General features: G+C 59.4%; 19 protein-coding genes. 9 read left to right on the top strand and 10 right to left on the bottom strand.

Going from position 1 to position 26481, the window contains the following annotated elements; genetic code table 11:
• The first annotated feature begins 48 nt into the window (after positions 1-48).
• Both JNN07_05165 and JNN07_05170 read left to right on the top strand, forming a co-directional pair.
• Positions 49-1257 (top strand): 3-dehydroquinate synthase, encoded by a 1209-nt coding sequence (locus JNN07_05165; GenBank protein ID MBL9167107.1) that lies wholly within the window; start codon positions 49-51, stop codon positions 1255-1257.
• A gap of 25 nt (positions 1258-1282) precedes the next feature.
• Entirely contained in the window at positions 1283-2683 is a 1401-nt protein-coding gene (locus JNN07_05170) for an alkaline phosphatase family protein (GenBank protein MBL9167108.1), read from the top strand.
• A gap of 191 nt (positions 2684-2874) precedes the next feature.
• Here JNN07_05170 and JNN07_05175 read toward each other — a convergent pair whose 3' ends face one another.
• Positions 2875-3345: a hypothetical protein gene (locus JNN07_05175; GenBank protein MBL9167109.1), complete on the bottom strand. Its 471-nt coding sequence runs from the start codon at positions 3343-3345 to the stop codon at positions 2875-2877.
• A 227-nt stretch (positions 3346-3572) separates the two neighbouring features.
• On the bottom strand, positions 3573-4517 hold the full coding sequence (locus JNN07_05180; protein MBL9167110.1) for an asparaginase: 945 nt from the start codon (positions 4515-4517) through the stop codon (positions 3573-3575).
• A 137-nt stretch (positions 4518-4654) separates the two neighbouring features.
• Here JNN07_05180 and JNN07_05185 point away from each other — a divergent pair, with 137 nt between their 5' ends.
• The 3 genes from JNN07_05185 (at position 4655) to JNN07_05195 (ending at position 10611) form a co-directional block, all read left to right on the top strand.
• Positions 4655-7741 carry a PSD1 domain-containing protein gene (locus JNN07_05185; protein MBL9167111.1) on the top strand — a complete coding sequence of 1029 codons (3087 nt, stop codon included), beginning with the start codon at positions 4655-4657 and terminating at the stop codon, positions 7739-7741.
• A 30-nt stretch (positions 7742-7771) separates the two neighbouring features.
• Positions 7772-9226 (top strand): DUF1501 domain-containing protein, encoded by a 1455-nt coding sequence (locus JNN07_05190; GenBank protein ID MBL9167112.1) that lies wholly within the window; start codon positions 7772-7774, stop codon positions 9224-9226.
• A 752-nt stretch (positions 9227-9978) separates the two neighbouring features.
• Positions 9979-10611 carry a PEP-CTERM sorting domain-containing protein gene (locus JNN07_05195; protein MBL9167113.1) on the top strand — a complete coding sequence of 211 codons (633 nt, stop codon included), beginning with the start codon at positions 9979-9981 and terminating at the stop codon, positions 10609-10611.
• Positions 10612-10925: 314 nt separating this feature from the next.
• On the opposite strand, the gene tsaD is transcribed toward JNN07_05195, so the two are convergent.
• The gene (gene tsaD, locus JNN07_05200) at positions 10926-11945 is read right to left on the bottom strand and encodes a tRNA (adenosine(37)-N6)-threonylcarbamoyltransferase complex transferase subunit TsaD (protein ID MBL9167114.1); all 1020 of its coding nucleotides are present in this window, start codon (positions 11943-11945) and stop codon (positions 10926-10928) included.
• 674 nt (positions 11946-12619) lie between these two features.
• Between tsaD and JNN07_05205 the strand changes: the two genes are divergently transcribed.
• Complete coding sequence (locus JNN07_05205) at positions 12620-12973, top strand: hypothetical protein (protein ID MBL9167115.1); 354 nt, start codon at positions 12620-12622, stop codon at positions 12971-12973.
• 66 nt (positions 12974-13039) lie between these two features.
• Here JNN07_05205 and JNN07_05210 read toward each other — a convergent pair whose 3' ends face one another.
• The 6 genes from JNN07_05210 to JNN07_05235 form a co-directional block, all read right to left on the bottom strand.
• A complete protein-coding gene (locus JNN07_05210) occupies positions 13040-15304 on the bottom strand; it encodes a response regulator (protein ID MBL9167116.1) in 2265 nt (754 codons plus the stop codon).
• Positions 15273-16784: a c-type cytochrome gene (locus JNN07_05215; GenBank protein ID MBL9167117.1), complete on the bottom strand. Its 1512-nt coding sequence runs from the start codon at positions 16782-16784 to the stop codon at positions 15273-15275. The genes JNN07_05210 and JNN07_05215 overlap by 32 nt, the downstream gene beginning before the upstream one ends.
• Before the next feature lie 386 nt (positions 16785-17170).
• Entirely contained in the window at positions 17171-18910 is a 1740-nt protein-coding gene (locus JNN07_05220) for a proline--tRNA ligase (protein ID MBL9167118.1), read from the bottom strand.
• A 229-nt stretch (positions 18911-19139) separates the two neighbouring features.
• On the bottom strand, positions 19140-20051 hold the full coding sequence (locus JNN07_05225; protein ID MBL9167119.1) for a hypothetical protein: 912 nt from the start codon (positions 20049-20051) through the stop codon (positions 19140-19142).
• Between the two features lie 36 nt (positions 20052-20087).
• Complete coding sequence (locus JNN07_05230) at positions 20088-21308, bottom strand: right-handed parallel beta-helix repeat-containing protein (protein MBL9167120.1); 1221 nt, start codon at positions 21306-21308, stop codon at positions 20088-20090.
• Between the two features lie 486 nt (positions 21309-21794).
• A complete protein-coding gene (locus tag JNN07_05235; protein ID MBL9167121.1) occupies positions 21795-22565 on the bottom strand; it encodes a PEP-CTERM sorting domain-containing protein in 771 nt (256 codons plus the stop codon).
• Positions 22566-22808: 243 nt separating this feature from the next.
• Here JNN07_05235 and JNN07_05240 point away from each other — a divergent pair, with 243 nt between their 5' ends.
• The 3 genes from JNN07_05240 (at position 22809) to JNN07_05250 (ending at position 25863) form a co-directional block, all read left to right on the top strand.
• The gene (locus JNN07_05240; protein ID MBL9167122.1) at positions 22809-24014 is read left to right on the top strand and encodes a PRC-barrel domain-containing protein; all 1206 of its coding nucleotides are present in this window, start codon (positions 22809-22811) and stop codon (positions 24012-24014) included.
• Between the two features lie 80 nt (positions 24015-24094).
• Positions 24095-25195: a PAS domain S-box protein gene (locus JNN07_05245; GenBank protein MBL9167123.1), complete on the top strand. Its 1101-nt coding sequence runs from the start codon at positions 24095-24097 to the stop codon at positions 25193-25195.
• Positions 25192-25863: a response regulator transcription factor gene (locus tag JNN07_05250; protein ID MBL9167124.1), complete on the top strand. Its 672-nt coding sequence runs from the start codon at positions 25192-25194 to the stop codon at positions 25861-25863. The genes JNN07_05245 and JNN07_05250 overlap by 4 nt, the downstream gene beginning before the upstream one ends.
• A 3-nt stretch (positions 25864-25866) precedes the next feature.
• Here JNN07_05250 and JNN07_05255 read toward each other — a convergent pair whose 3' ends face one another.
• Positions 25867-26481: a fibronectin type III domain-containing protein gene (locus JNN07_05255; GenBank protein MBL9167125.1), complete on the bottom strand. Its 615-nt coding sequence runs from the start codon at positions 26479-26481 to the stop codon at positions 25867-25869.

Genomic DNA, 26481 nt, shown 5'->3' on the forward strand with positions numbered 1-26481 from the left:
TTCAGTCCAGGCTGGTCAAAGAGCGGTTCGGCCAGGCATTCTAAGTCTATGCCGAACACGGTCATAGAACGCACGATCCAGGTGAGCTATCGCCACCAGATCCATTTTGCGCGCGGGGTGTTTCAGCGTCGCAATAGCGTGCTGAAGGATATTTTGATCGATGGCGATCCGGCGGTCGTTCGAAAGGTGCTGGTCATCATCGATGAAGCCCTCGCCCAGACCCAGCCTCGGTTGATTTCCAGCATTGAGGCTTATTTTCGGGCGCATTCCCGCTCGCTGACTCTGGTCTGCCCACCGGTCGTGATCGAAGGTGGGGAACGGACCAAGAACTCCTATTTTCATGTCTCGGAGATTCAGTCGCATGTGGACCGCTATCACGTCGATCGCCATTCCTACATCCTGGCGATCGGGGGAGGGGCTCTCCTGGATATGGTCGGACTGGCCGCGGCCACGGCTCATCGCGGGGTACGGCATGTGCGGATCCCGACCACGACGCTGAGCCAGGACGACTCGGGCGTGGGGGTGAAGAACGGCATCAATGCGTTCGGGAAGAAGAACTTTATTGGAACCTTCGCACCTCCGTTTGCGGTCGTGAACGATTTCGATCTGCTGAAGTCGTGTCCGCCTCGGGACAAGCGTTCCGGGTATGTCGAGGCGGTGAAGGTCGCGTTGATTCGGGATGGTGCGTTCTTTGCCTGGATTGAGAGCGAGGCTGCACGGTTGCGACGGTTCCATCCGGAGCCGATGCAGCGGCTGATTTATCGCTGCGCCGAATTGCATGTGAATCACATCTGCACTTCTGGCGACCCGTTTGAGTTTGGTTCCGCCCGGCCTCTCGATTTTGGTCACTGGGCGGCGCATAAGCTGGAACAGCTTTCGGAGTATCGGCTGCGTCACGGGGAAGCCGTGGCGATTGGGATCGCGTTGGATGCGATTTACTCGCGTCGGCGCGGTTTTCTGGATGAGCCGAGCTGCACGCGGATTCTCAACGTGCTCGAGGCCGTGGGCTTTGAGCTGTTCACTCACGAGCTGTTGAATACCAATGCCGACGGCACCCTGATGGTTATCCAAGGCTTGGAGGAGTTTCGGGAGCATCTGGGCGGCCAATTGACGATCACCTTGTTGCGAGGAATTGGGCAGGGCTTTGAGGTTCATGAAATGGATTCGAAAGTCGTTCTGCAATCCATCGAAGAGCTGACCAACCGCAACTCCATGGGAAACAAAAAGAGCCCCAAGCGTCGGCGGCCGACCGGCTGAAACGATTCCCCTCATCGAACTGCCTATGCCCAGAGTCGCTGTCTTGAATGTGGTTGGTCTTTGCGAGAGGCATCTCGGTGCCCACACGCCCCAGATCAGCGCTTTTGTTCGCAACGGCACGTTGCATCATGTCGAACCGGTGCTGCCGGCCGTCACCTGCACGGCTCAGTCTACCTATCTCACTGGGTTACCTCCCGGCGAACATGGAGCGGTTGCCAACGGATGGTACCATCGGGAATTGGCCGAGGTGCAGTTCTGGAAGCAATCCAACCATGTCGTGCACGGACGCAAACTCTGGGAAGATCTGCGATCGCGTGTGCCTGGGTTCACCTGTGCCAAACTATTTTGGTGGTACAACATGTATTCCAGCGCGGACTATTCGATCACTCCGCGACCCATGTATCCGGCCGATGGCCGGAAGTTCTTCGACGTTTATTCCTGGCCGTATTCGATTCGGCCCGAGGTGAAGCAAAAGCTGGGAGAGTTTCCGTTTCCCGGTTTCTGGGGGCCGGCGGCAGGGAAGGCTTCGCCGGCCGGTGGACCCGATTGCGCCACCCGGTGGATCGCCGACTCCGCGAAATGGATCGAGGAGAAGTATTCTCCGACGCTCAACCTCGTTTACCTTCCCCACCTCGATTACAACCTGCAGCGCGTCGGTCCCAACGATCCATCGATCGCGGTGGATCTAAAGCAGATTGATGACATTGTCGGGGATCTTATCCGCTTTTTCTCGTCGCGCAACATGCAGGTGGTTCTGCTTTCGGAGTATGGCATCACCGAGGTGTCGCAGCCGATTCATCTGAATCGGATCTTTCGGGAGCGGGGGTGGTTGACCATCAAGGAAGAGTTGGGGCTGGAACTGCTCGATGCCGGTAACAGCCGAGCGTTCGCCGTGGCGGATCACCAGGTCGCTCATGTGTATGTGAACGATCGTTCCATCCTGACCCAGGTGCGTGACGCGGTGTGCGGTGCGGCGGGCGTGGAGACGGTCTTGGGCAGTGAGGAACAGGTGGCTCGGGGGTTGAAGCATGACCGCGCCGGCGACTTGATTGCCGTGGCGGATTCCAAGTCGTGGTTTACTTATTATTATTGGATGGACGATAGACGGGCGCCCGATTTTGCCCGCTGTGTCGATATTCATCGCAAGCCCGGGTATGATCCGGTGGAGCTGTTTGTGGATCCCACGCTCGCGGCCCCGAAGTTGAAAATTGCCTGGCGGCTGCTGCAGAAGAAACTCGGGTTTCGCATGCTGATGGATCTGATTCCCTTGGACGCGACTCTGGTGAAAGGCTCGCACGGGGCAAGGCCAGACAGCCCGCTCGATTTTCCGGTCCTGGTGTTGCCAGGCAAGTTGACGGCCACTGCGCCGCCGATCGCTGCGACCTCTGTTTATGGACTCCTGCGAGATCAGGTGTTGAAGGGTTGACGATCACCCGTTGGCCCTTGCGGAGTTGCCCTCATGTTATCCTGATCCTGGGGCAGGAGTGGGCTCGAGCGGAGTCTCGTCCTACCGCCGTGACGATGTGGGGTAGGGCGAGATTCCACTCGAGCCCTGAAGGGCCCTAGGTGGTCGAATTGGAAGAGGGCTGCGTCGTGGAGAGCTGATGTGGCTTCGACTTACCAACGGAGGTCGTGAATCCTTCCCTGAAAAGGCCAGTCTTCTTCCTTCTCCACCAACCGATCGCGGACAGGATTCCCGCGAAGATAGGCCCATTTTTCCGAGTAGCTCTCACCGTTTCGTAGTCGATGGTGAAACACACCTGCTTGCCATTGCCACTCGGGATGTTGATGTTGTTTGCGAACCTGGCGTTTCCAATAGGTGACCCAGGAAGTAAACGGACATTCAACTTGGCGGGGGGCAGCAAAAAAATGGAGAGGGTCCGGCATCAGAATGTAGTCGCTCACCAGCCACCAGGTTGCACGGGACCAAACGTCTCGCAGAACCTGGTGCGCTTCATGGCAGGTCAGCCAGGGTTCTCGGTTTTCTGTGCATACGGTGGCCCATACCCAGTTGGGTTCTCCTCGTTGGATGTGCACGGATTCCGACGGGCGTTTCCTCCCCGGCTTACCGAAGTAGTCCTCCTTCATTGAGAGCTGGGGATAATCAAACGCTACGAAATTGTCTACGAAATTACCCCGAAACCTTATGGAATGCGCCGAGTTTTTCCACCCTCGCGGAGATGCCCATTGCTTATTCTGACCCTGGGGCTCTTGTGGGCTCGACAGAGTCTCTCCCTACCTTAGTGACGATGCGGAGTTGCCCTCATGTTCTCCTGCACCTGGGCCAGGAGTGGGCTCAAATCCCGCTTGCCGAATCACTCGCCGCTGCTCTCTTCGAAGGCGGCTTTGATCTGCTGGAGGTTCATTCCAGAGCCGAGTAGGAGCATCAACTTGATCCGCGCTTTGGGGCCGGGGAGCATGCCTCCCAGGATCGCTCCCCGTTGCGTGAGTTGGTGTCCGCCCCCGTCGTAAGCGTAGGTATCCAGCACCCTTCCCTTGGGACAGCGCGAGGTGAGGATCACGGGGATTCCCTGCGCGATCGCCCGCTCGATGGCGGGCACGGACGCGGGCGGAACATTACCGCGGCCCAGAGCCTCCAGCACGATGCCTTGGGCACCGTCGCTCACGGCGTGATCGATGAGACGTCCGTTGAACCCGGCGTAGACACGGATCATCTCCACGCGCTCTTCCAGGGTCGTAGCTTGGACTTGTTCACGCCGCTTGGGAGTTCGGGTGATGAACAGGCGATCCTTGTCGAGAAAGCCCAGAGGTCCAAAGCTCAGGCTCTGGAACGTGTCCACGGCTTCGGTATGGGTTTTGCTAACCTCGGCGGCGGCGAGCACTTGATCATTCATGACCACCAAAGCTCCCAGGTTTCGAGTTTCCGGAGCTGCAGCCACGCGAATCGCCGCCCGGAGATTGGCGGGACCGTCCCAGCTGAGTTCCGAGCTATTGCGCATCGCGCCGACGAACACCACCGGTTTTGCGGAGGTGTGGAGCAAGTCCTGCAAATAGGCGGTCTCCTCCAGGGTGTCGGTGCCGTGTGTGACGACCACGCCCAGTTGGGTGGGATGTTCGAGGATGTGGGCAATCCTTCGCGTCAGCTCGAGCATTCGCGGCGGCGTCATGTGCGGCCCGGGCAGCAGTCCAAAGTTTTCGCTTTGAATTTCGATGTTCGGCGGGAGGTCAGATACTTGAGCCAAGATCTGTTCTCCCGACAACTGGGGAACGGCTCCGCCGGTCTCTCGATCGAACTTCATTGAGATGGTGCCGCCGGTGAAAACGATTGTGATTTTTGAGTTCACTCTTGAGAATGATGTCCATGGATCCAAATGAGAAGCAACTGAGGAGATCCGCGCTTTCTTCCCCCGGCAGGGGGTGGCTGAGCGGCTCGGGAATGCTCGTCGCCTGCGGTCTGGCACTCCAGGCCATCGCCGGCTCAGCAGATTCAGGCCGGTTGGAGTTCAATCGGGACATCCGTCCGATTCTCTCGGAAAACTGCTACCTTTGCCATGGGCCGGATAAGAACACCCGCAAGGGCAAGCTGCGGCTCGATCAGCGCGAGGAGGCGGTCGCCAAGCGCGCCTTGGTTCCCGGGAAACCGGAGGACAGCGAGTTAATGAAGCGGTTGGTGACCGCGGATCCCGAAGAAGTGATGCCTCCTCCGGACACCCATAAAACCATCAGCCCCGCACAGCGCGAGCTGCTGCGGCGCTGGATTGCCGAGGGTGCCGAGTATCAGCCTCACTGGGCCTATCGCACTCCTGAACGACCGGCGCTGCCGGTGGTGAAACAGGGGGAGTGGGTGAAAAAGCCAATCGATGCCTTTATCCTGGAAGCCCTTGAACGCCGCGGAATCGCACCCTCGCCGGAGGCGGACCGGGCGACGCTCCTTCGCCGTTTGAGCCTGGATCTGATCGGACTTCCGCCCTCGCCCGACGAGATCGCGGCCTTCGTCAAAGATCGGCGTTCGGACGCCTATGCGCGCCAGGTGGAGCGGCTCCTCCGGTCTCCCCATTTCGGCGAGCGTATGGCGGTCGGGTGGTTGGATCTGGTGCGGTACGCCGACACGGTGGGTTACCATGGGGATCAGAACATCAATGTGTTTCCGTATCGGGACTACGTCATCCGTTCCTTCAATGAAAACAAGCCCTTCGATCGATTCACCGTCGAACAGATCGCGGGGGACTTGCTCCCCAACGCCACGGAGGAGCAAAAAGTGGCTACCGGGTTCAATCGGTTAAACATGGTCACCCGGGAAGGAGGCGCCCAGCCCAAGGAGTATCTCGCGAAATATGCGGCCGATCGCGTTCGCACGGTGGCCGCGACCTGGCTGGGATCCACCATGGGTTGCGCCGAGTGCCACGATCATAAGTTCGACCCCTTCACGATGAAGGACTTTTACTCGATGGCTGCCTTCTTCGCGGACGTGAAGCAGTGGGGAGTGTATCAGGATTATAACTACACGCCGAATCCGGACCTCAAAGGCTGGAGCAACGACCATCCCTTTCCGCCCGAGATCGAGGTGGATAGTCCTTACCTTCAACAGCGAGCGGCGCGGATTCGATCTTCCTTGGATGCGGTTTTGGATCAGGTGCGTGACTCCGTCCAGGGAAGGGCGGCTCGCACTGCAGAGTTGGAAACATGGGTGTCGGACGCTCGACGTTTTCTCTCCGCCCATCCATCGGGATGGAGTGCCGAAGGAATCACTCTTCTGTCCTCCTCGAAGAACGCGACGCTCTCAAGCGAGGGCGAGGTGCGGGTAACAGGAGGACGCGAGAATCAGGAGTTTGTGCTGGCCCTGGCACCTGAGGAGAGCTGGGTGGGGGCGGTGCGGGTGGAGCTTCTGCCCGATGAAGCGAAGCACATTGCCCGTGGGGGCGGCCGACTCGCTGTGACGGTTCGGGTGGGGCTGAGTCGGGGAACCAACGCCCCGCAGAATCTGCCCGTCTACTTTGCCGAGGCGTCGGACAAGGATCCGCGTTATGCCAACGGTTATGAGATTCTTGGCATCAAGGACAGCTGGCGAACCGCGCTGGCGAAAACGGATCAGGCGCAAACGGGTGTGTGGGTGTTGGAGACACCGGTTCGCCTCGCCAGGGGTGATCGGTTGCGGGTGACCCTTAAGTCCGATGCCCTGAGCCGGGTTCGGGTGAGCACGACTCCGTTTGCCTCGGCGGATCCGCTTCGCAGCGGTGCGGATCCTGGCTGGGACCGGCTCTTGAAACGTCAGCCGAGCGCTTGGACGGGGAGGACTGGGCACCGGTTGCTGGAATCGGCGATGTGGGCCGGAGTGCTTGGCCGAGCGGAGCGCGCGCGCTACCGCGAGCTTCACGGCGAGCTGATCGAGTGTCGGGGGGGGAAGTCCCCCACGGTGGTCACGGTGGCTTGGAAGCCGGCTGTCACTCGGGTGCTCCCTCGGGGTAACTGGCAAGATGAGTCCGGTGACCCCTTAAATCCCCTGCCTCCGCAGGGCTTGGTGCGGTCGGGTTGGGGTGAGGCACGACCCATGAATCGGTTGGATCTGGCTCGCTGGCTGGTGGCGTCCGACAACCCGCTGACGGCTCGCGTGGTGATGAACCGGCTCTGGAAACAGCTGTTTGGGAATGGCATCTCGGCCTCGGTCGACGATTTAGGCTCACAGGGCGAGTGGCCCACGCATCCGGCTTTGTTGGATTGGCTGGCGGTGGAGTTTCGGGAAGGCGGATGGGATCTCAAGGCGATGGTGCGAACCCTGGTTCTTTCATCGACGTACCGGCAGTCCTCCAACCTGAGGCCGGAGCTAAAGGATCTTGATCCGAACAACCGCCTGCTGGCCTCGCAGAATCCGCGTCGTTTGGAGGCGGAGTTCGTCAGGGACAATGCCCTCCAGATCGCCGGGTTGCTGCAGCGGGATATCGGCGGCCCCAGCGTTCGGCCCTACCAGCCCGCGGGCTATTACGCTCCGCTTCAGTTTCCGGATCGGGACTATCAACCCCAGAAGGATGATCGCCAATACCGTCGCGGGCTCTACATGCACTGGCAGCGCACCTTTCTCCACCCGATGCTGGCCAACTTCGATGCTCCCGCGCGGGAAGAGTGCACCGCGATGCGCACGGTTTCCAACACTCCTCAACAGGCGTTGACGTTGTTGAACGACCCTTCGTTCGTCGAGGCGGCTCGCGTGCTGGCACAGGATTTGGTGACGTCCCTCCCGGCGAAGCCGCGTCGCGGCGCGGACCGGTTGGCTCCCAGCCTTGAACGGTTGAACACTTTATTTCTGAGGGCACTGGGACGCCCTCCCACCTCGGCGGAGGCAGAATCGCTGACGCGCTTCGCTGAGCAGCAGTTCGTTTATTACCAGTCGAGCCCGGCCGAGGCTTCCGAGTTGCTGAAGGTTGGATTCAGTCCCTCGATCGGGGGAAGCGATCCGGCCGAGTTGGCCGCTTGGACCTCGGTATGTCGCGTGGTGCTCAATATGCACGAAACGCTGACGAGGTATTGAACCAGAGAAGCTCCCATGAATGGTGAACGTATGAAGACCCCATTGACCACGACCGAGTTTCAGCAGGGAATACAGCGTCGAACTTTTTTGTGGAACTCGGCCTATGGTTTGGGTGCCGCGGCTCTGGCCCGCTTGCTTGGCCCGCAGCCCTTGCATGCCGCCGCTCCGTCTGCGGCCGGCGCTACGAAGAAGTGGCGGGGAGTGATTGCGCAGCCCCATAGCCCGGTGCGGGCTAAACGCATTATCCATCTCTGCATGGCTGGTGGACCGTCGCATCTGGAGAGCTTTGATTGGAAGCCGGAGCTGAAGCGCCTGCATGATCAGCCCTTTCCTGATTCCTATACCAAGGGGCAGCAGCTGGCCCAGTTGCAGAACACGGTTCTGAAGGCGCGGGGCTCGTTCGTGGAGTTCAAGCCGTGCGGGAAATCCGGCCTCGAGATCTCCACCCTCTTTCCGCATATCGGAAGCGTGGCGGATGATCTCTGCATCATTCGATCGATGCAGACCGAGCAGATCAACCATGACCCTGCTCATGCGTTTATGAACTCGGGCTCGATCATTAAGGGGCGGCCCAGCATGGGTTCCTGGCTCTTGTATGGGTTGGGGGCGGAGACCGAGGATTTACCGGGGTTCATTGTGCTGACTTCGGCGGGCAAGTATGGGCTGCAGCCGGTCTCAGCGCGACAGTGGTCGAGCGGATTTCTGCCCAGCCAGTTCCAGGGCATTCTGTTTCAATCTCGGGGAGAGGCGGTGCACTACGTGGGCAATCCGCCGGGTGTCTGTCAGAGCACTCAGCGTCAGGTGGTGGAGGAAATCAACCGCCTCAACGGGATGTTGGCCGAGCGTCGGGTCGATCCTGAAATTCAGACCCGCATTGCGCAGTATGAGATGGCGTTTCGAATGCAGGCTTCAGTCCCTGACCTTACCGATTTCAGCAAGGAATCCGCCTCCACCTTGGAGCGCTATGGGGTTAAGGAGCCGGGTGATGGCAGCTTTGCATCGAACTGTTTGTTGGCGCGGCGCTTGGCCGAACGGGGCGTGCGCATGATTCAGTTGTATCATCGGGCTTGGGATCATCATGGGGATATTGAGAAAGCCATGCCCTCGGCCGCGAAGGATGTGGACCAGCCGACGGCCGCCTTGATTCGCGACCTGAAGGAGCGTGGGATGCTTGATGACACCTTAATCCTCTGGGGTGGCGAGTTTGGTCGGACGCCCATGGGGCAGGGATCGGGACGCGACCATCATATCCTGGCCTTCTCCGTCTTTGCGGCCGGAGGCGGAGTTCGGGCGGGAACCGCGTATGGCGCTACCGATGACCTTGGGTATCGCGCGGTGGAGAATGTGGTCAATGTCCACGATCTCCATGCGACGTTGCTGCACCTGATGGGCATCGACCACAAGCGACTCAATTTTAAGTTTCAAGGGTTGGATGCTCGGCTGACGGGGATCGCGGGGAATGTGGTGAAAGGGATCCTCGGCTAGCAGCAAACACCGCCGGCGCGATGGCACGGTTGTTGTGAGGTGCGGAAACCTCAAGGCATCGCGCCGGCGGTGTTTGCTGCTAGGAGGCACTGCGTGCGGCAAGACTGCACCTTGAGGACCTCCATGCTCCGTTGCTGGTGAGGGGACACCTTGGTAAAGTGCACGTGAATCGAGGCCATCAACCTGGTGGAGAAAAACGGGGACATGGAGTCTTGGTAGCTGGTCTTCTCTGCGGCTCTTCCCGTCTCTGCGCTGCATCATTCAGCTCTCCCTGGGCCCCGGTGCAGTTTGAGGTGTCGCGGTGAGATTGAGGTTGAATTCAGCGGGTAGCTTGCCTTGCGATGGTGCGGGCTTTCAGCCCTCAGCGTGTGTAGGGGTGCCGAAACCTGGGGTTCTCACCCCAGGCTGGGATGGTGCTGGGCCTGTGGCCCGCGGACTCCAACACTACTGATCCATTCCATTCGAATCTGCGCTCAAAGGTCTGAGCTGGGGCTGGTATTGGATCGGAGGCTCGTCGGGCTTCAGCACCAAAGGTGCGTCCCATCCCAGCCTGGGGTGACAACCCCAGGGAAACATCCCCTCTCCCTCAAGGGCTGAAAGCCCGGCATAAAGCCCCCGAGTCCGTCGCGACCGCACCTCCTTTCTCATTCACCTCTATTCTCCCCCCTTCCTCGACGCTTCAAACTTGTGCCTTGAGCTCGTTTTCGCTACTCAGCTTTGTCGCTTTTAAGAAATACTCGTGGAGGAGACCTATGCCTAAGCTTTTCATCATCGCGAGCTTGTTACTGCTGACGATGGAGTGCGGGTTCAGCCAGGGCTCGGTTGTCTACCACAACACGAGTCAGAGAGACAAATATGTCTTCATGCCCGATCCGTCGGCTCCAGCCTTGGCAAGACTCGGTGGAAGCTTGTCGGATTATCAGGGTTTCCAGAAAGTGGAAGGTCCGGGCTATTATGCCGAGCTTTGGTGGGCTCCCGGCGAAGGACAGCCGGAAGCCAGTCTTGGCCCGGTGCCCGGGTCCCTGGTCACGTTTCGCATCGGCCCTACGGCTGGCTTGATCAACGGCAAGGCCAGACTGGAGATCCCCGGAACTTTCGGAGGGGATCGGGTGACCCTACAACTACGGGTCTGGGAAAACTTCGGGCAAACCGTCAACACCTGGGAGGAAGCGATGGACGCCGGATGCATCCATGGAAAATCAAATCTCCTCGGTTATGAGCTCGCCGGAGTAGATCCAGCCGGGAATGATAGGTTAGGGTCAGGCAATATGTCCTATGCCTTACAATACTTCAGCCTCGTCATCCCCGAGCCATCCTCCGTCTCCCTGCTTTGGTTGGGATTAGGGGCCTGGAGCGTATCCTGCAGACGCAGAGGTTCAGAGTGAAGAACGGGTCCTGAGGATTGCCGACGGAAATCCCGACTATTCCTCGGACTGAACCAAGCACCGGACGGATTTACACCGCAGAGACGGGAAGAGCGCAGAGAAGACTGAAAAAGGGACAACTGCCTGATCTTAGATCTGATCGTTATCGATCAAGGTTGATCGGTCGCTTCTTCTCTGTGGCCCTTTCTGGGTGCGTGGACGCCAGGGATCAAGTTGGCGTGTAGGAAAAGCGGCAGGACAGCGCTTTTCCTTCGGGTGAGACTGCACAGCTCCGGACACCGAAACGAGGCTTGGTTCATGGAGAGGCCGTCCGATTACAACGGCCAGTGCGGGGTGGCTTCGGTGTCGAGTGAGCTGGGAGCGACGCCCGTGAGCCACTTTCGCTCAGCGAGAATGCCGATCATGCCCGCATTGTCGGTGCACAGGGAGGGTTCGGCTAGTCGTAGATCGATTCCGCGTGCGGCGCAGGCTGACTGGAGAGACGCCCGGAGGCCGCGATTGCAGGTCACGCCTCCGGAAGCGGTCACACAGCCAAACCCGCAGGCTTCTGTCGCGCGAATGGTTTTCGTGACCAGCACGTCCACGATCGCCGCCTGTACGCTGGCGCAGAGATCATTCTGTTCCGGTCCGGGTTGGCGCAGCTCCGGATGTTTCTCGATAAAGTAGCGAACCGACGTCTTGAGTCCGCTAAAGCTGAATTCATAGCCCGGATCCTTCAGCATGGGCCGGGGGAAAGCATAGGCCTTTGGATTTCCCTGGGCAGCAAGACGATCAAGTTCGGGACCGCCGGGGTACGGGAGTCCAATGAGCTTGGCGATCTTGTCGAAGCATTCTCCAGCCGCATCGTCGATGGTCCCGCCCAGAATGGTGTGCTGGAGCAAGCCTGCGACCTGGACCAGGAGTGTGTGTCCCCCGCTCACAATCAGCGAGAGGTTGGGGGCGAAGGATCCAAAGTCGGCGGCGGGCGGATTGCCTTGGATCCACGGCGAGTAGAGATGGGCCTCGTGATGGTGGATTCCGAAGAACGGGCGCTGGAGGGCGAAGGCAAAACTTTGCGCGAATTTGAGGCCGGTCATCAGCGCGTTGGGCAGGCCGGGGCCTTGGGTAGCGGCCACCGCCTGGACCTCAGCTGCGGAGATTCCGGCCTGGCTCAGCGCCAGACGAACCACGACCGGCAGGTTGCGCAAGTGTTCGCGGGTGGCGAGTTCGGGCACCACGCCGCCATATTCCGCGTGCAGTTTGGTTTGCGATGAAACCACGTTGGCGAGGATCCGGCCTTCGTGGATCACCGCCGCGCTACTCTCATCGCAAGAACTTTCAATCGCCAGCAACATGGTTGCGGTAGTCTTGTCGATCCGCTCGGCGGAATCGACAAGAATGAAGGGGCGGGTGATTTGAAGTGGGGAGCTCGGGGGATCCCGACTCCGTCGATGCCGAAAAGCTGTAGAGGGCTACAGGACTCTGGAACTATAGCCCTCGTCGGACCACTTCGCGGTCAACTCCAAGACGCTCCGCGAGGACGCTAGCCCCTATGGAGTGCGGCAGCCCTCTCTGAGTATTACCCACAAGTTCTTCGACCAGATGTTAGAATCCCACAGGGATTCCGCCTCAAAGCCCAGGGTTGGCGCGAAGCGGGAGCGCCTACCCTGGGTTAGTAGTTGTTTTCTCACAACCCCAACGCGGGTTGCGACTGGATCGGCCAACACCCCCAAACAAACCGCAACCCACGATGGGGTTGTGAATTCTATGGGTTTTTCCCAGGGTAGCTCGTTCCTCGCAACCCTGGGCTTTGAGGCGCTATCCCGTTGGGATAGAGGTCCAAGATCTTCCGAACTTGTGGGTAATGCTTAGAGACCTCTACCGCTTTCGTCCCCCCGGCGTAGCCGGGATCCCCTGATCTCGCCCACTTTTAATTACACCCGTTACCACACGGCAGGCGTTTTCCACCTCGACAGGGCGATCAATCTTCCAGGTCCAACTGGCCGCCGGTGATAGCGATCAGGACGGCTTGGCGGATGATTGGGAATATGCGTATTTCAACAGCCTGAGTCACAACGGCGCCGAGGACTCAGATGGGGATGATCGTAGCGATGGCGAGGAGTATCGAGCCGGGACGAGTCCAGTCAGCGGTGAATCGGTTCTGCGCGTGTTCACTCTGCGTCGGTCCGGGGCTGCCGGAGTGCAAGTCTTGTGGGCGGCGGTACCGGGCAAGATCTATGGCATTCAGCGTCGGGACTCACTGGCTGATGCCGCGTGGCAGGACGTGGGTTCAGTGAGAGCGCTGACCAGCACAGCGGACTGGACAGATGTCGATCCTTCGGTGTTCGGGCAGCGCTACTACCGGGTCTTCGTAATGGAGTAGGGCGCGAGCCCGCAGCCTCGTCTCCCGTTTTCAGAAGGATTCCTAGCCCGTATAGCTCGACCCGCTTTACGGACTTCGTGAGGACGGCGCTGCCGCACCGGAACGGGGCGGCAATTCACGGCCCGGGACCTGGCTTTGGTCCAGCCAGCGGTGGAGGGTTTCCCGCAGTTCGCGCGCGTGGATGGGTTTGGTCAGATAATCGTCCATCCCGGCAGCGAGGCAGGCGAGGCGATCTCCTGGCATGGCGCTGGCGGTGATCGCGACAATCGGAACGTGGCGCGAGGGCGGCCGCCCGGCAACGTTCGCTCGTTCAGCCTCGATCCGCCGGATCTCCGCGCTCGCGGCCAGGCCATCCATGACCGGCATATGGCAGTCCATCAGGATCAGGTCGTAGCTATTGTTCTGGAAAAGTTCGACGGTTTCACGTCCGTTCGCGGCCAGATCGAGGTGGCAATCGTACTTGGTCAGCAGCTTGCGCAGGAGGAGTTGATTCGTTGGATTGTCTTCCGCGGCGAGCACTCTCCAGCCTGGCGTTGACGGTTCCAATCGCGCCGGTTGGCTGAACGGGGAGGGGAGAGCTTGCGTCGAAGGGTCTGGTTGCACTCGCACCTGAGTTGCTTCCGGTTGGGTGTCGGACGCCGAGGAGACCTCCTCCGGACCGCATCCGCGGGGAAGATCGAACCAGAACGTCGATCCGGTGCCTTCCTTGCTTTCCAGCCCGATCTGTCCTCCCATCAGCTCTACCAGCCGCTTGCTGATGGCCAGTCCGAGTCCGGTCCCGCCGTAACGGCGAGTCGTGGACGAATCGGCCTGGCTGAAACGGTGGAAGAGCTTGGCTTGTTGTTCGAGTGGGATTCCAATGCCGGTGTCCGCTACCTGGATTTTCAGCCGATCCCCTTTCCCGGTGACCCGAATCGTGACCTGGCCCTGTTCCGTGAATTTGATCGCGTTTCCGATGAGATTGACCAAGACTTGCCTCGTCCGAAGCGGGTCTCCGAAGGCCCTGGGCGAGGCTTCGGGGTCATAGTTGACTCTCACCTCCAGGCGCTTTTCCTTGGCCCGCGCCCGCAGAACATCCAGCGCCTGCGCAATGATAGGCTCGAGGTTAAAGTCGGTCCGCAGAATATCCATCCTGCCGGCCTCGATTTTGGAGAAGTCCAGGATATCATTGATGATGCAGAGGAGTCCCTCAGCCGAGTTTCGGATGGTTCGAACCGACAGTGCCTGCTCCTCGCTAAGCGGTGTTTCGAGCAAGAGCTCAGTGAACCCCATGACCCCGTTCATCGGAGTTCTGATCTCGTGGCTCATGGTGGCGATGAACTCGCTCTTGGCTCGGTTCCCGGCCTCGGCTTCATCGCGCGCGCGCACCAGTTCCTCCTCGGTTCGTTTTCGAACCTCCATCTCGCGCGTCAGCTCCGTCGTTCGGTGTTGTACCTTCTTCTCCAGATCCGCATTGATGTTCTGCAGATCGCGAGAAAGGTCTCGGGCCTTTCGGTGGAGTGTCAAAGCCCCAAGGATGAGCACGAAAATGGCGAAATAGAGCGATCCTTTGAGCACATTGTTCTGGTTTGCGCGCCGCTCGATGAGGCGCCTGTGCGTGAGAATCAGGCGCTCTATGGTAGCCTCTGGCTTGACCTGGAGGAACTGACGAATCGCGGTGTCCACCCGCGGTTTCGCTGTCAGGACCATGTTCGCATGGGCTCGAGCCAGTTCGAGCGGTTGCTGCAGGTCCTTTGGTTGGGCGGATCCGCTCAGCATCTCCCAGCGCTGTTCCCAGTCCAGAACCTCCAACCTTTCACCCCGCAGCACGAAATCGGTCGCTTGATTGGCTAGTTTGCGCAGTTCGAGATGGACGTCACGCTTTCCGTTCTGCTCGAGGAGCAGGCCCGCCTTGGAAACGAGCGAGGGCAGGAATCGGACCGAATTGATCAGCGAGGAGTTCTCGGTGGCAAATGACGTCGAGGAGGCTTGCCGAAGTTGCTGGTTCTCCTTGAGTTGGCCGAGAAATGGTTCGAGCGCTCGGCGCTCGGCGTTCGGAAGAGAGCGGATGTTGGCGTGAAGGCGCTCCTGAATGCGGTCTATCTCTCGCCCGGCTGCCGTGAGTTCGTCATAGCTGGTAGCTAGGCCCAGGCTGAGCTGGAGCACCTCCGCATCCCGAAGCGATTCGATTCCAACCAGGCGTCGGCACAACAGGTGCAATTCTTCCGCGGCGGTCTGATCAACCCGGGTCGCAATGAGCGCCAAAATGTTGAGCCCGATCAACAGAATGATCCCCGCCAGCAGAGGCCTGGAGGAGAGATCAATGCGAAATGGTTTTCGGGAGTTCCCCATTCAATGATTCAAGGAAGGAAGCGATCCACTTCACTTCCTGGGTTTCTAGCGTTCTTCCCAACTGATAGTGCGCCATGGTGTTGATGGCCCGCTCCAGCGTGTCGACGCTGCCGTCGTGGAAATAGGGGGCCGTGCGTGCGATGTTCCGGAGGGAGGGCACTTTAAACTTGTGGCGATCGGAGTCTGCGCCAGTGATCGTGTAACGTCCCAGATCAGCGCTTGTGACCGGGCCGCCGCGATCCTTGAAGTAATCTCCGAACTTGCCCATCGTCTGGAACATGTTGCCCCCTACGTTCACCCCTTGGTGGCACGATACACAGCCTACGTCTTTGAAGAGTTGGTAACCCCTCAGCTCCTCCGCGTTCAGGCTTTCGGAGCTGCCTCTGAGCCATTGATCGAATCTCGAGTTGGGCGTTAGCAGTGTTCGCTCGAAGCTGGCGATCGCTTCGGTGATGACGTCTCGATCGATGAGCCGCCCGGGCCAGAGTTCCGCAAACTCAATCCGGTAGGCCGGATCAGAGTTGATCTTGACCGCCACTCTGGACCATTTGGAGCCCATCTCTTTGGGGTTCTCAACGGGGCTTTCCGCCTGCTTCTGAAGGCTCGGTGCGCTGCCATCCCACAGTTGATGCATATTCAGCGCCGCATTGTAGACCGTGGGGGTGTTGATTTCCCCGTCCTGGCCGCGGATTCCACGCGGAAACCGTCGGCGATCCATGCCCCAGTCCTCCAGCCTGTGGCAATCCGAACAGGCCATGCTGTTGTCATCGGAAAGCCTCCGATCATGGAAGAGGCGTCTTCCCAGAGCGACTTTCAGGGGGTCTGCCTGGATCTCGAGTGGGACGGGGCGGATGGGTTCCTCCCGCACCGTCGGCTGGTCCCCCGCGGTTCGGAACTGGCTGGCCAGCTCTTCCGACGGGTGGTCCTTGGCGTTAACTGAACGGGCCCTGGCCGAGATCGCAGCGTTGAAGGGGGAGATGCAGCCGAGGACAATCATGGCGACACAAGTCAGCCAGCCGACCGCTACCTGGCGCGCCAGCGCAGGATGCCGCTGTGATCGTGACATAATCCAGGAGTCCACTGTCCAGGTTCCGTTCGTCGAGTGTTGCAGCGCGAGCGGGATCGCCACACCCAGGAGCAGCCCGAGATCTCTCACTCCAGTATGGTCGAACCCCACACATCCCACGATTAGGGACAACTCGGCCGTCGCTGCCAAAGCGCTGGCGCGTTGCCAGAACCCGAGGAGTAGCTGAAGGCCGATGACGACCTCAAACACGCCCAGGAGATGGAAAATGCGCAGGGGAGTATCCTCCTGCAGATGGTAGATCAATAGAGGCCCCAACCAGGCCGGGACGTAAACGAACCAATCCTCCGGCGAGGAGAATTTGGCGCTTCCGAACAGAATGAAGACCATGCCCAGGCCGGTCCTCATGGCAACAGCCGCGATCGTTCGGGCTAGACTGGGAAGCTGATCGGTCATTCTAGGAGTTACTTCCTCTTTTCCATCTTGAGGTCACGTGACTCCACATCCCGTAAGCCCGTATTCATCCGCGAGCCATCCGGCTATAGGATCAGGTGAAGCAGCCCGGGATGCCTCCTTAACTGAGGCATCGCTTATGGATCCTGGTGCTTGCTAACTTGACCCCATGACAGGGTGATAGTACGGCGTGAGGGCTCTCCACCTCAGTGCTGTTATCGGCCTGAGGAGTCCAGGACTTAAGAGTCAGAGCCTTCCCCCATTCGGGGGGGGGGAGATGAGAAGCCGCTCCACATCAGAAGGTGATACCGCGAACCTCGACAAAAGTCATGACCGCCAAGATCTTGCATCAGATCGAGGCCGGGCCATTCTTCTTTTTTGGGTAAATGTTACCCGAGCTTGGCGAGTTCCTGCTTTACCAACTCCGTGACGCGGTCGACGGCGTTGGCTGTGGCAGTTGGCTCCAGAGCCGCCCCTCGCTGCTTCAGTTCCACCTCGCCCTTGGCCAGGGATTTTTCGCCGATGCCCAGGCGGATGGGAATTCCGATCAGATCGGCGTCCTTGAACTTGACGCCTGGTCGCTCGTCACGGTCATCCAGCAACACCTCGATGCCCCGGCTCGTGAGTTCCTGGTAAAACTGCTCGGCGAGCTTCATGGTCTCGCTGCCCGCCACGCCTAGCGGAGTGATGAGCACTTGATAGGGGGACACGGAGATCGGCCAGCGGATGCCATCTTTGTCGTGGCATTGCTCGATCACAGCTTGGAGCGTGCGGGTAATGCCGATGCCGTAGCAGCCCATCACGCACGGGCGCCGCTGGCCATCCTCAGCCAGGAACGTCGCATCGAGTTTCTCGCTGTACTTGGTGCCGAGCTTGAACACATGTCCCACCTCGATGGCGCGCTGGATCTTTAGCGGTTCCTGGGTGGTGGTGCACAGCTCGCCGACCTTGATGGTGCGGATGTCTGCCCACCGGGTGACCTTGATATCGCGGTCGATGTCCACGTGACGGAGGTGATGCCCGTCTTCGTTGGCGCCCGTGGTCATGCCGGCCGCTCCTCGCAGGGCCTCGTCGGCATAGATGGGAACGCCCGACGCGGAGGGGGGCAAGTGAACCGCCCCCAGGCTTCCGGGATGAGCGCCCAACCCGGCGAAGATCTCATCGGCGGTGGCGGCCCGGAAGATGGTGGTGCCGAGACACCCGGCGAGCTTGGCCTCATTGGCCTGGTCATCACCACGAACCAGGCAGATGGCGAGTTTGCCATTCACCAGGTAGACCAGGGTCTTGATCTGCCGTTCCGCTGAAACTCCGTACGGTGCTGCGGCTAACGCTTCGATGGTGACCACGCCGGGAGTTGCGAATTTCTCAGGCGCCGCGCCTGTGGAGGTTTTTGAGGTCGGCACGAGGGGACCGAGGCTTCCTGCCTTCTCGATATTGGCGGCATACTTGCCGGAGTCGACATACGCGACTTCATTCTCGCCGGTCTCGGCCGGGACCATGTATTCATGGCTGTAATTGCCCCCGATCACGCCGGTGTCGGCTTCCACCGCGAAGGCTTTTAACCCACAGCGGGTGAAGATGCGCGCGTAGGCGTCGTACATCTTTCGATAGCTGGCCATGGCTCCGTCATCGGTCGCGTCGAACGAATACGCGTCCTTCATGATGAACTCTTTGGCGCGCATCAGCCCGAACCTGGGGCGGATCTCATCGCGGAACTTCACCTGGATTTGGTAGAAGTTCTTGGGTAGCTGGCGATAAGAATTTAGCTCGCTGGCGGCCAGGGTGGTGATGACTTCCTCGTGGGTGGGACCCAGGACCCATTCCTTTTTCGCTCGGTCGCGCACTTTGTAGAGTACGTCCGCCGCGGTTTCATAGCGGCCACTCTTCTGCCAGATCTCAGGGGGTTGGAGGGCAGGCATTAGGACCTCGAGGGCTCCTGCCCGGTTCATCTCCTCCCGCACGATTTGTTCGACTTTACGCAGGACGCGCAGCCCCATGGGCAAGAAAGTATACAAGCCTCCCGTGAGCTTGCGAACGATGCCCGCCCGCAGCAGGAGTTGATGAGATATGATTTCGGCCTCGGCAGGGGTTTCCTTCAAGGTCGGAACAAGTGTCTGAGTCCAGCGCATAAAGCCCATGTTTGTAGTGGGGACAGGCGATAGGGTCAACTTGGATCGGAGGGGAGGAGGGGAGGGGTGGTGGTAGGTGGTAGGTGGTAGGTGGTAGGTGGTGGTCAGTGGCCAGTGGTCAGTGGTCAGTGGTCAGGTGCTCATCACTCGTCACTCGTCCTCAGATACCAAAAAGCCCGGTGGCCTCCACCTCGTGAAGGTCACCGGGTGAGCTGAACTTCGTTCGACCTTACGGCTCGAAGTTCTTTCCAGGAACCACTCCCTGGACGCGGAAGAAGCGCATCGGGTTTGAGCCTCCGCTGACGGTCTTCGTGGTGGCGTCGCCTGAGTCAGGGCTGATCAGGTCGGGTGGAACCATATCCAGCCAACCGTCGGCGAACAGATCCTCGCGGGTTTGGATGAGATAGCAGCGCGAGGGCTTGCTTCGCCAGGTCAGATCCACGGTGCTACCTTCGTTCTTGGCCGTGATCTTAGTGATCTCCAGCACATCGGAAGCGTTGGTGGGATTGGTGTCCGCGAGATACTCGTCGTGGTCCGAGATGCCATCGCTGTCGAGATCCCCGCTGGCGGTGAGCTGATTCAGGTTGTTGCTGAACTGCAGCTCCCAGGTATCCGGGATTCCATCGCCATCGGTGTCCGGACCGGGTTCCAGGCTGGTGGCCCTGACGCCGTTGAAGTCGGAGCCGAGGTTGATCCAGCCGCAGTTGGCGCTGTAGCCGAATCCGTGAAACCGACCCGATTTGAGGTCGACCCGGGGTACGTCGTCCGCCGCCAGCTTTCCGGTGGCACTCCTGTCGGTGAAGGTGATCCAGCCGATGTTCGCGCCGTACGCCATTCCGCTGAGCGTGCCATCCGCCTCGAGGTTGACGCCGAAATCGGTGTCGGTGTTGTTTTGATAATGATGCCCGTTGGCTGGTTTTCCATCGCCGAGGCTGATCCAGCCGCAGTTCGCGGACCAGACATTCCCGGCGAGAAAGAGGCTTCCTACCTGAACCCCATCGGCCACCGACGGACGCCAGTTAAGCCATCCGATGTTGGCGCCGTAGGCAAACGGGTCCGTCGCACTGATGTTGGAGACGGCGTCGACGGAAAGGCTGCCTCCACCGACGATCAGAATCGCGAGAAGTGGTTTAAGTCTCATGATGTTGTTCTCCTGTTTGAGAGAGCGCACGAGGGCTTACTGCTGGAAGTTGGCCCAGGGGCTGGTTCCACCAGCGATCCCGCTGATCGTTCCTTTGCCGACCACGATAGGGCCGACGGTGTCGTTGCCGCCCAGGATGTAGTCCGCGCCCCCGCCGTTGTTTCCGACCGCATGGTTTCGCACGATGAAGTTGCCCCCTTGATGGGTGCGGATCGCCGGACCTGCGCTGCAGCAGATGGTATTGTTGTCGATGCGATTGCCGCTGCTCAAGACGTCGATGCCGCCGCCTGAGTTGGAGTCGAGTTGATTGTTCTCGATGAGAGCCCCGCCGCCATCGCTGCTTCCCAGAATCTCGATGCCGATGCGGTTAAAGGAGATGGCGCAGTTCCTTACAGTTCCGGCGTAGTGCAGGAGGATCCCGCCGCTCACGCCGTTGACGTCGACGTGGCCACAGTCGGTCACAGTGCAGTTGGAGATATTGGGTCGGTTGACCGTTTTGATACCGAAGTTGAACGCGTTGTTTACGGTGCAGCTTTCCACGATGCAGTAGTTGTCGGCAACGATCCCATCACCGCTGGTCGCATCCGCGACGACACACCGGGAGATGACGCAGCGGGTCGTTCCCACGATGCCGGCTTTGGGGTTGGAGCGCGCCTCGCAATCGCTGATGGTCGAGTTATTGTCGGCCACGATTCCGCGATTCTTGTTGTTGGTCGCTCGGCAGTTGCGGATGGTGGCGGTGCCTCCAACGACCAATCCGTCGTCGTTATTGTTGTCGAGTGTCAGGTTTTCGAATAGGCCTGACGTCACGCCTGACGCAGCGATGCCATCGAGGTTCCAGCCGGTGACGGTTCCGTTCTTGATCGTGATCGCCCTGTAGTTTCCATTCACGATGATTCCGTTCAGCCCGTTGGTGCCGGCGCTGCTCGATACCCTAAATCCGTTCAAATCAAGAGTCACATCGTTCGATTGGATCTCGATCCCTGACTGCTGGCTGGCATCGCCCAGGCGGGGGATGAAGCTGATGTTGCCGGTGAGGTAGTAGGAACCAGGGCTGGTGATTTTGAAGAGGGAATTGGCATCCCCTGGAGTGTGCGTGCCGTCCACCGGCGTGCGTGGTTCGATCTGTTGGAGTGTGCGCATGGAGGGGGCTGGAGCGCTCGTTGGAGTGAGCGCGCCTTGTCCTTCGCTGGATTCTGTGGAGGCCAGGAGTGCGACGGACAAGAGTGCGATGCTGTTCAGTGCGATTGTTTTCATGTGAGTGTGTCTTAACGATGATCTCTGTGTATGCGAACGTTCTAGCAGGCGCGGTGAGGTCGCGACAATTCGTCGAAGGACGAAGGGATGGATCGATGTCAGTGCGCAAGCCAGTGGAGGGGATGGCTCGACGGCCTGCTAGGAACGCTTCGCACGAGTGATCCTAAAAACGGCGGTTGTGACCACGGATTTCACGGATGACTCGGATGGACAAGAATTCTTGGAGTTGGTTACCCGCACTTTCAGGTGAATTGCCCCGGCAACATGTCTCCATTGGGATCTCCTTCTTGATCCGTGAGATCGCGCAATCCGTGGTTCATCAACTGTGGTTTCTTGGAGGATCAGGACAGGACGCGACGTCAGCCGCGGCCCATCGAGTCAAAGAAAATGGGCCGACAGACGAGTCTGTCGGCCCATGCGAAAAGGAGTCGTGCGATTCCAGGATGGCGGGAGGAATTGGCTCCGGACCGCCTGGAAGACTGACTTTTACTTGCGTCGGCGCAGGAACGCGTAGCCAGCGATGCCCAATGCTCCGAGCGCGAACGTCGAAGGCTCCGGAACCGGATCAGCGGTGATCACGACATCGTCAATCGCCCACCACCAGTCGTTGCTGCCTTCCGTCAAACCAAAGCGGAACTGCAGGCTGCCGCTGCCTGGGTTATTGACCGCCAAGGTCAGCCGTTCGTCGATCACCAACCCGTCCTCAATCTGGGTCGAATCGTACTTCATCAGGTTGCTGAAGGTGGCGCCGCCATCGAAGCTGACGTCGAGGGAGCCTTTCTGGGTCTCCTCGTTGCGCCAGAAGGAGTCGAAGGAGATCGAAACCGTACTCGGAGCCAACGAGCCCAGATCGAACGTGGGGGTGTGAATATAAGTGTTGAACAGGGCATCATCGATGTTGGTGGCGTCATCGTAAGCATCCGGATCGGCGACGAGCACGGAGTCATGAGCGCCGACACCTGCATTGGTCCACTTATTGCGGTCCTGATTGCCTTCGGTGGCGATCCAGGAGTCGACATCCATCACGCGCCAACCTTGAAACTCGATCGGGTTGCCTTGGGGACCTGAGAAGGTCATGGTCCAGCCGGCGGGAAGGCCGGGGCTCCAATCGGTTCCGTCACCACCCTGTTCAGTGGGGCTTTCAAACGGTTGGAGGGGTACGGCGTCAAAGCCCTCGGAGAGCAGGGTGCCGGCGGAGGCGAGGCATGCCTGCAGGGACAGGGCGACTGTCACTGTTAGGAACGTATATTTGTGCATAGTTTTAGTTTAAAGGATGACCTGAATGGTAGTTTTATAAGCACTCTCCCGAATCAATTCAAGCTCATTACGGCAACGGTTTGGTGACGGGTGCACATCTAGCGATTTTGAGATGTGCTCTCCGTGCAGCCCGCTGGGGTGAAGACCCCATGGCCCGCGGGGTAGGGGGCTCCTAAGGTGGGACGCGCCTGAAAAAGAATGTCCGGCGCGGACGGAACTACAACACGGAAGCTTAATTGAAATATGAAACGGAAACTTCGGACTTTTACCAGCGCCTCAGCCGCATCGCTCATCGCCCTCAGCACCTTCGCTCAGGAGAATCCCACGGCCTCCTCTACGATCCCCGCCACCGAGGCCGGAGTCGTTAAAGCGAATCCCCGGACCGAACGGCTTGGCCATGCCGTCAAGGCTAGCACCATCGTCGGCTCCGAAGTGCGGAGCTATCGAGGCGAAAAGCTCGGCAAGATTCATGATTTGGCGGTCGATCTTCGGACGGGCCGAATCGTTCAGGTGATCCTCTCAAGCGGAGGCTTCCTGGGCCTCGGCGATTCCTTGGTCGCCGTACCTCCCGGTGCTTTGCACTGGGATGCTGCTGACAAGGTTATTCACCTCAACTCGGACCCTGTTAAAATCAAGAATGCCCCGAAATTCGACGCCGCCAACTGGGATGCGTCCTCGGAGTCTAATCACGTGGCTGGAGTTTACCGCTACTTCAACGAAGAACCCTACTTTCAGCCTTCCGGCGTTCAGCCCCGATCGTCGGATGACTCTGCTGGACTAAATGCCGTGCAGAGCTGCAGCAAAGTCATGGGATTGACGATCAACAACCTTAGCGAGGAGAAGCTTGGCAAAGTCGAGAATCTCGCGGTCGACCTGTCCGCCGGTCGCATCCTGGCGGTGATTATTTCTTCGGGTGGATTCCTGGGGCTGGGCGATGAAATGAGCGCAGTTCCGCCTTCAGCGATTCGCTTTAACGCGGCACGCGACGGACTCCAGCTCGACACCAGCAAGGAGGCCTTGCTCAACGCGCCGCACTTTAAGTCGGACCAATGGCCTGAGCTGGGTGATCCCAGCTATGCTGAAGGTGTGTATCGCGCCTATCGGGTTCAGCCTTATTTCACGACCAACGCCTTCCTCATCGCTGGCAATGCTGAGGGGCGGATCCGCGATCGCGGGAACCGCGCTCTGACGGCGATGGATCAGGGCAACAGCGTCGCGGATCGAGATCGCAGCGCCTTGATCCGCAAGGAGATCCTGTCGGGCAAGGAAATGTCCGTCAATGCCAGGAACGTCAAGATCATCACCGTCGACGGTCTGGTCACCTTGCGTGGGCCCGTGAATACGGCGGAAGAGAAGCGGCTGATCGGCGCCATTGCGGATCGGATCGCCACGGCGGCGAATGTGGACAACCAGTTGGAGGTGAGTCTCACCACCAGCAGTAACAACTAACGAGAACCTCAGTCAGGCTCCGTGATCCTCCAGAGATGATCACGGAGCTTTTTGCTGTTTTGCACGAATGGGGGCCAATCGTGAAACTGAACCAAAACACGCTGTCGTTGCGCGCCTCTGAGACTCGCTACCGAAGGCTCTTCGAGGCGGCTCAGGACGGAATTCTGATACTCAACGCCGCCACGGGAAGAATTGAGGATGTGAACCCGTTTTTGACTGGTCTGCTTGGATACACTCGAGCGGAGCTGCTGGGTAATCCGCTGTGGGAAATAGGGCCTTTCCGGGATGTTCAAGCCTCCAAGGCTGAGTTCCGTGAGTTGCAGCGCGAGAGCTACGTTCGATACGATGATCTGCCCTTGGAAACCAAAGCCGGCCGATCCATCCACGTGGAATTCGTTAGCAACGTTTATGAAGTCAACCGACGGAAGGTTATCCAATGCAATGTTAGGGACATCACCGAGCGCAAGGAATCCGAGGATCGACAGCGGGAGTATGTCAACCGAGTTCAGGTCTTGTCCCGACGCTTGGTGGAAGCTCAGGAGATTGAGCGGCGAGAGGTGGCGCGTGAACTTCATGACGAACTCGGGCAGACATTGACCGTCGCTCAGATTAACCTGCAGACCTTGCTTCGAGGCGCGAGGGCGGGGGATCGCGATCGCCTCCAGCAATGCCTCGATGCCGTCGAACGTGTTCTCCAGCAAGTTCAGGATATCGCGCTGCAGCTGCGCCCATGCCTGCTCGATGACCTGGGGCTGGAACCGGCCTTGGTCTGGCTCGCCCATCGGCAGGCTCGATTAGCTGGTTTAAGTGCCGAGGTGCAGGTCGATCCTCTGGAAGGACGACTGGATAGCCTTCTCGAGACGGTGTGTTTTCGCATTGGGCAGGAGGCGCTGACGAACGTGGCCCGCCATTCTCGAGCTACTTCGGTGGTGGTGGAGTTGCGAAGGCGCGGACGGGAGATTCATCTGTTTATTCGTGACAATGGCGTCGGATTTGATGTCGCTGCCGTGCGAAAAAAGGCGGTGGGTGGGAACAGCCTGGGTCTTTTGAGCATGGAGGAGCGAGCGACTTTAGCCGGGGGGCATTTTCAGATTCAATCCACCTCCCAGCAGGGCACTGAGGTTCATGCCTGGTTCCCGCTGCAGTGGAAGACTGAAGAGTTAGGGGGGGTGACGGCATGACTGGCCGAGGTTCAATCCCCTGTCGGCTCCTTCTGGCGGATGATCACTCCTTGGTTCGCGCGGGCATTCGCGCCTTGTTGGAGAAGATTCCAGGCGTTGAGGTTGTGGGAGAAGCAGGCGACGGTCGGGAGGTGCTGAAGTTGGCGCTGAAACTTCAACCGGATGTCGTGCTCCTGGATATTTCGATGCCGGGCCTCGACGGACTGGAAACGGCCCGGCGCCTCATCAGGGATTCCAAGTCGGTGCGTGTGCTCATGCTCTCCATGCACCAAAATGAGGAGTATTATTGGAAGGCGCTTCAGGCGGGCGCCTCCGGCTACCTGCTGAAGCGGGCTGCGGTCGCGGAGCTGGAGCTGGCGCTTCGGCGCGTCATGGCAGGTGAGGTTTATCTGAGTCCCGGGGTATCCCAGGGTCTGGTAGGAACTTTAACCAAGCGCGGCCTGGCCGGATTGAAGAGCCCCCTCGACCAATTGACCCCGCGCCAGCGCGAGATTCTCCAACTCATTGCCGAAGGAAGGAACACCAAGGCCATTGCAGATCTGCTCACTTTAAGTTCCAAGACCGTGGAGTATCACCGCCTGAAGCTCATGCATCGTTTGAATCTCCACGATATTCCCGGCTTGGTGCGTTTCGCCTTCCGCTCGGGGCTGGTAGCCCAGGAAAGGTAGGGATCAGGGCACGAGTGGACGCGCTCGGTAGAATCGGTTCGGGTGTAGGGTGGATTGATCGTCGAGATGGTTCATGAAGCCATTGGCATCCAGGCTGGCCGTTCCGATCACCGACCAGTCCAAGAACGATTGCGTCGCTTCAATGGCGTAACTCTCCCCTGGCTTGCCCTTCACGGTGACGACGATTTGGTTGTCTGGTGTGGACTCGATGCGGAGGATGGGCAGTCCGAGCACGAATTGGATTTCGTTGGAGAATTCGCTTTGGGACCCATCTTCGCCGTACGCGGTCACCGCCACGTAGTAGCGCGTTCCCTCCACCAGCCCATTCAGCACTGCGGTGGTGACATTCCCCACCTCGGTTTCCTTCGTGTACAAACGACTCGTTGTCCCGTAGTGGATGGTGTATCCCTCGACCACCCAGGAGGGGCTATCCCAGGCCAGCGTCACTGGAAGCAAGGCCGCGGAGGAGGCGGTGCCTGCGGCGATTAATCCTGCGAACAGGATGAGACATAGCCGGCCCGAGCCTTTAGCCCGTGGAGGCTGCCGGCGCATCCAGCCAGGGCGTGTGACCGAATTCGGAGTGGGAGAGGTGGTGCGAGGGTAGGGGAGAGCGTGCAT

It is taken from the genome of Verrucomicrobiales bacterium (genome assembly GCA_016793885.1).
Lineage (GTDB): Bacteria > Verrucomicrobiota > Verrucomicrobiia > Limisphaerales > UBA11320 > UBA11320.

Bases quoted from the DNA above. Each gene is read 5' to 3' on its own strand.
- JNN07_05195 (MBL9167113.1), top strand. From the start codon at position 9,979: ATGCCTAAGCTTTTCATCATCGCGAGCTTGTTACTGCTGACGATGGAG.
- JNN07_05250 (MBL9167124.1), top strand. From the start codon at position 25,192: ATGACTGGCCGAGGTTCAATCCCCTGTCGGCTCCTTCTGGCGGATGAT.
- JNN07_05240 (MBL9167122.1), top strand. From the start codon at position 22,809: ATGAAACGGAAACTTCGGACTTTTACCAGCGCCTCAGCCGCATCGCTC.
- JNN07_05190 (MBL9167112.1), top strand. From the start codon at position 7,772: ATGAAGACCCCATTGACCACGACCGAGTTTCAGCAGGGAATACAGCGT.
- JNN07_05215 (MBL9167117.1), bottom strand. From the start codon at position 16,784: ATGACCGATCAGCTTCCCAGTCTAGCCCGAACGATCGCGGCTGTTGCC.
- JNN07_05210 (MBL9167116.1), bottom strand. From the start codon at position 15,304: ATGGGGAACTCCCGAAAACCATTTCGCATTGATCTCTCCTCCAGGCCT.
- JNN07_05175 (MBL9167109.1), bottom strand. From the start codon at position 3,345: ATGAAGGAGGACTACTTCGGTAAGCCGGGGAGGAAACGCCCGTCGGAA.
- JNN07_05235 (MBL9167121.1), bottom strand. From the start codon at position 22,565: ATGCACAAATATACGTTCCTAACAGTGACAGTCGCCCTGTCCCTGCAG.
- JNN07_05170 (MBL9167108.1), top strand. From the start codon at position 1,283: ATGCCCAGAGTCGCTGTCTTGAATGTGGTTGGTCTTTGCGAGAGGCAT.
- JNN07_05225 (MBL9167119.1), bottom strand. From the start codon at position 20,051: ATGAGACTTAAACCACTTCTCGCGATTCTGATCGTCGGTGGAGGCAGC.
- JNN07_05255 (MBL9167125.1), bottom strand. From the start codon at position 26,481: ATGCACGCTCTCCCCTACCCTCGCACCACCTCTCCCACTCCGAATTCG.
- JNN07_05230 (MBL9167120.1), bottom strand. From the start codon at position 21,308: ATGAAAACAATCGCACTGAACAGCATCGCACTCTTGTCCGTCGCACTC.
- JNN07_05165 (MBL9167107.1), top strand. From the start codon at position 49: ATGCCGAACACGGTCATAGAACGCACGATCCAGGTGAGCTATCGCCAC.
- JNN07_05185 (MBL9167111.1), top strand. From the start codon at position 4,655: ATGCTCGTCGCCTGCGGTCTGGCACTCCAGGCCATCGCCGGCTCAGCA.
- JNN07_05220 (MBL9167118.1), bottom strand. From the start codon at position 18,910: ATGCGCTGGACTCAGACACTTGTTCCGACCTTGAAGGAAACCCCTGCC.
- tsaD (MBL9167114.1), bottom strand. From the start codon at position 11,945: ATGTTGCTGGCGATTGAAAGTTCTTGCGATGAGAGTAGCGCGGCGGTG.
- JNN07_05180 (MBL9167110.1), bottom strand. From the start codon at position 4,517: ATGAAGTTCGATCGAGAGACCGGCGGAGCCGTTCCCCAGTTGTCGGGA.